6 protein-coding genes are annotated in these 4,280 nt (G+C 45.8%); 1 reads left to right on the top strand and 5 read right to left on the bottom strand.

The annotated features are described in order from the left end of the window. The 4 genes from BVJ53_RS13790 to BVJ53_RS13775 all read right to left on the bottom strand — a co-directional run. Positions 1-168 (bottom strand): helix-turn-helix domain-containing protein (locus BVJ53_RS13790; protein WP_158280589.1); only part of this gene is annotated, 168 nt, incomplete at its 3' end. Between the two features lie 137 nt (positions 169-305). Next, on the bottom strand, positions 306-536 hold the full coding sequence (locus tag BVJ53_RS13785; RefSeq protein ID WP_158280588.1) for an HAD family hydrolase: 231 nt from the start codon (positions 534-536) through the stop codon (positions 306-308). A gap of 201 nt (positions 537-737) precedes the next feature. Next, positions 738-1,475, bottom strand: coding sequence for a hypothetical protein (locus BVJ53_RS13780; protein ID WP_129302900.1), 738 nt, complete (start codon positions 1,473-1,475; stop codon positions 738-740). A gap of 429 nt (positions 1,476-1,904) precedes the next feature. Continuing rightward, entirely contained in the window at positions 1,905-3,107 is a 1,203-nt protein-coding gene (locus BVJ53_RS13775; protein WP_191983453.1) for a YncE family protein, read from the bottom strand. A 295-nt stretch (positions 3,108-3,402) separates the two neighbouring features. Between BVJ53_RS13775 and BVJ53_RS13770 the strand changes: the two genes are divergently transcribed. Further along, positions 3,403-3,855, top strand: a complete 453-nt coding sequence (locus BVJ53_RS13770; RefSeq protein ID WP_129302898.1) for a Dps family protein — start codon at positions 3,403-3,405, stop codon at positions 3,853-3,855. A gap of 158 nt (positions 3,856-4,013) precedes the next feature. On the opposite strand, the gene BVJ53_RS13765 is transcribed toward BVJ53_RS13770, so the two are convergent. Further along, positions 4,014-4,280 (bottom strand): RNA-guided endonuclease InsQ/TnpB family protein (locus BVJ53_RS13765; RefSeq protein WP_137295993.1); only part of this gene is annotated, 267 nt, incomplete at its 5' end.

Genomic DNA, 4,280 nt, shown 5'->3' with positions numbered 1-4,280 from the left:
TTCCTCTAATCCCTTAATCCCATCACGTTCATAGCGCGCCTGCCAACGTTGTAATGTACGATCACCAAGACCGTGTTGACGGGAGAAACTACTGATACTTGTCTTCGAATGTCTGAACTCCTCCAATATGAGTAACTTTTCTTGAGCTGTATGCTTAGATCTGGGCATAGAAAATCCCTCCATGATCATCAGATGAATTATGATATTTCATCTGACAACCATAAAGGGATTATCGCATTTCGAATCAGGGAAACTGGCGCCCTTTTCACGACATTTTTTATTTGGCGTAAATGCTGCGTCAATGTTCAGCGACTGTTGACGGCGTGCCGTTGATCGATTGTTAGCAGTGACGCCATAAACTTCGAAACACCTTGTTCTTCGTTACTTGTTGTCGTGGTATCAGCAACAGCGATGATGCGCGGATCGGCATTGGCGACGGCCACGCCTAAGCCGACTTCCTGTAGCATCTCTAAGTCATTACCACCATTACCGGAAGGCACACATTTCGGACAAGTCGACCCCAAGCCTTTGACCAAGCAGCGCGAGCCCTTGTGCTTTGTTCACGTTAGGACGAATCAAGTTAATGTCACCGTGACCGCTGCTAGTCGGGGTCGCAACGCCAGCTAGAGTGCATCGTCATTCAACAACAATCGCATCTTTCATTAATTCCTTTTTTGACCAAATGAAATTCTCAAATTTGTAATGGACTATATTCCAATTAATTGGCCCACGCCAAACTAAATACCATCTGGATTGCGTCCTTTTTCTTTAACGGATTGCAACATATGCGTGTCATCTCCCACAGCCTGCCTAGCGCCTTGATGCCAAAGCCGTCCGTTGACGTGATTCATCAACAACCTCGCCGTCTTGTGATCTACCAGCACCGCATGTTTATGTTGCGGATCGTCGGCTAATGGCGCATAGCCTGCGCTGATTCTGGCTAATTGTTCTGTCACGTCCATCAAAAGGCGACTGCCTGCGAGAATTTCCGAAAAGTGGGCGGCATGGTAAGTCGTTGGTAAAGTCATTTTCATGTTTCCACAAAATCTGACCGTAATAATCTGCTTACCTCCCCGCCGCTGAACGGCATGGTCAACTAGGTGATGGGAAGCAACCCAAATGACACTGCGATGATCAGGTGCAGATAAGGGAATAAACGCATAGCCAGGTCCGGCAAGCATCTTCGGCAACTTTTCAGCGTCACCATGATATAATTTCGTCACGATAACTTGATGTACCGATTGCGAATAAATAGATTCGTCTTCGTGATAACGGACAAAGCTTAAAGAGGTGTTCGGCAACAGATAGTTGGTGGTTGCTGTTAGCGCCAGCATTTTCCCGTACAGAAAATTGGCTGGCAAGGGAAGAATCGCAATAATCTCCCTTAGCGGCAACTGCACGCCATCCGAAACCAAAGCCTCCGCGGCGAGTCGTTTAACGAAACATTCGTGTTCTTCATTTATGGCTTTGTCCATAGAGCGTTATGTATAGCTTGAATATTATCGTAAACGTTTTCAAAAAGAAAGCCAAACGACTTACCGAGTTAACATATTGGTCCGCTTTAGAACGCTATCCATAGGAAAACTATTTGACGCTCGGTATGATCCAATTACTGCCACCTAAAGACAATCAAGCCAAGTTGGTGGTGATCAAGTTATGTATAGGTTGGTCCAGCGTGGGCGGTAAACGTGAGACATCAAGTTAGGCGGTGGATAGTTGATCAGGCACAATGATCTTAGGATCGTTGTGTTTTTATTCGCTGATCAATTTCCGTGAGTCTGATGATGTTGTTGAAAATATTCGATTGAAAATAAAAAGCCGTAACCGCTCGCAGTCATTGAGGTGACGAACAGGTTGCAGCTGTTTTTTATGATTTCTAACCACTAATAATCAGGCGAAACGCTCTAAACGGTTAGAGGCAGGTACATGATCCGATCCATGTAATGCGGCCGATGGAAGAACCAGCCTTCTTCACGATAAACCCTCGCGCCGCTTTCGAAGATAAGAAGTAACTTATCTTGATCAGGGTTAAAGCTGATTTCCTCAACTGAATTTGGCACATTAATCATTTTATCGCCGGATTTCGGCGCTTGAAAATCTAACTTTTCCCATCCCTTATCCACGGCCCTTCGGATCCAGACTTTGCCTGGCGCGCTGCCATTGGACTGGCTAAACAAGGTCACGCCATTTTTAGCAATCGCAACGCCTTGCAACCGGTCCCAAGCAGGATTATAAGAATTAATGATTTTCTTTTTGATAAGTGCTTTGAAAAGGATGCTTAACATTTCAGTCGTGCTTTTATGTTGCGTCTGGGGGGCGATGTCGTTGACGATCTTGATAAACTTCTTTTGCGTGATCGCATTTGGCAGGTTCTCATCATTCAAGGGCAAGGCAATCAGTGAACGGCCGGTAGTCTTTTTACCGTATTTCACCAAGACCAATTGATGGTTGTAAAGGGTCATGGCCGAGGTGCGGTTGGCCAGGTGGAACGGAATCCGAGTTGAAGCCAGCGGTGCTTGGTTGACTTGCGGCTGATAGGCGTCAATTTCGCGTTGTGCGGCATAACTGATCCCGGCGCCGCCTGCTTTTGAGTTATCATCCGACCAAAGCAATCGCTGCTTGTCGAGATCGTAGGTAATCCCGCCGACATGCGCCTTGGAGCGTAAAATAAGTGTCTTATTGTAACGCCCGGTTTTGGCGTTGATCTCGATAATAATGGAATTTAACCGATGATCACCATCATACATGCTGACATAAAGTGCTTTTTTTGACTGAGCGACTCCTTGCGGCACCCAGTTGGTTCCAAAAGCAGCTTGCCTGGTTTTGTTGTTGATTGACCACGCTCCCCGCAATCCCGGGATCACTGTCATCTTGCTTTTCTTTGCCGGGTGCACACCAGACGACGGTTGCCGAATTTCTGTGATGCGTTTTTGTGCTTCACTTTCCGACTGCAAGGGTCGTGGATCTGCCTGCCACTTTTTGACGTCAGTAGGCTGATCAACCAGCTGCTGATAATGATAATGGTCAGTTAGCCACCATCCGCCGATGCCAAGCGCCATCACACTCACAAGGGTTCCGAGTGTCACCCAAATCCATTTCTTCAAAATATTTCGCTCCTCAGCATTCAAAATCCATTAACTAGTCAGCTTACTTATTGATGCCATAGTGAGAAAAGTAAGTCAAACATTTTGCAGGACTAGTTATTTGCTTCGATTCTCGTCAAAACGTTATGATCAAATATGTTGAATAAATCTTCTGAGAAATGACTTTATTGCTCGAGAAAAGTCTAATTGATAGTTGATGTAGGTTATTCCGAGCTTTTTGCTAGAACCCCACAATCTCTCTGTGCCTTAGTATGGTTGTTGTTGCAAACCATGTGCCAAACACAAGGAGGAATGATTGATGTCTGATGTTAAGTACCCGCAAACCATTGATCAGCTTAATCAGTTGATTGCGGATTTGATGCAGCTTCAAACAAATGTGCAACAGATTCACTGGTATATGCGTGGGCATAATTTCTTTCGCCTTCACCCATTGATGGATGATTACAAAGATCAACTCGCCGAAGCGTTGGATGCGATTGCAGAACGACTCATTGCTTTAGGTGGATCACCATACGCGATCACTCATGAGTTCATCGATCATACCGGTCTGCCCGATGAGAAAATCACATTTGGCCAATATACGTCGGTTGAGTTGATGCAACGTCTCGTCAAGCAGTTTAAGTATTTGGACGATCAGTATCAGAAAACCATTGAAATCACCGATCAAGAGCGCGACTTTCCAACCCAAGACATGATCAACGGGTATAAAGAAGAAACGGACAAAAACATTTGGATGGTCAACCACCACTGACTAAAGTCAGTGGCTTGTGAGCAAACACCCTTCTTACGAGTGCTTGAATCACAATTTGCACAGATACACCACTGCAGGCAGTTCGACGAACTGCTTTGTCTTACACGGCAATTACCAGTGCCTTTAGCGTCCCCAGGTTGCCATAGGGACGAGCCTAATCAGGCTAATTTAGCAAGCCCTTTGATCAGTATGTTCTGCGCGGCATTGTAATCGCGAACGTGATGGGTATGGCATTTAGGACACGTCCATTCTCGATCAGCAAGCGTCAGCTTATCAGTGCCTTCGGTTCCCATTACGAAGTCGCAACGATGACAGGTTTGAGTGGTATTCCTAGGATTGACCGTTACAAACTGGCGACCATAAAGGTCAGCCTTGTAAGTTAGCATGCCTAAGAAGGTACACCAGCCTACGTCTGCGATACTCAT

Origin of the sequence: Lacticaseibacillus chiayiensis (assembly GCF_004123795.1) — a bacterium.
Lineage (GTDB): Bacteria > Bacillota > Bacilli > Lactobacillales > Lactobacillaceae > Lacticaseibacillus > Lacticaseibacillus chiayiensis.
The sequence above is the reverse complement of the archived record's forward strand: the minus strand, read 5'-3'. Positions and strand labels throughout refer to the sequence as shown.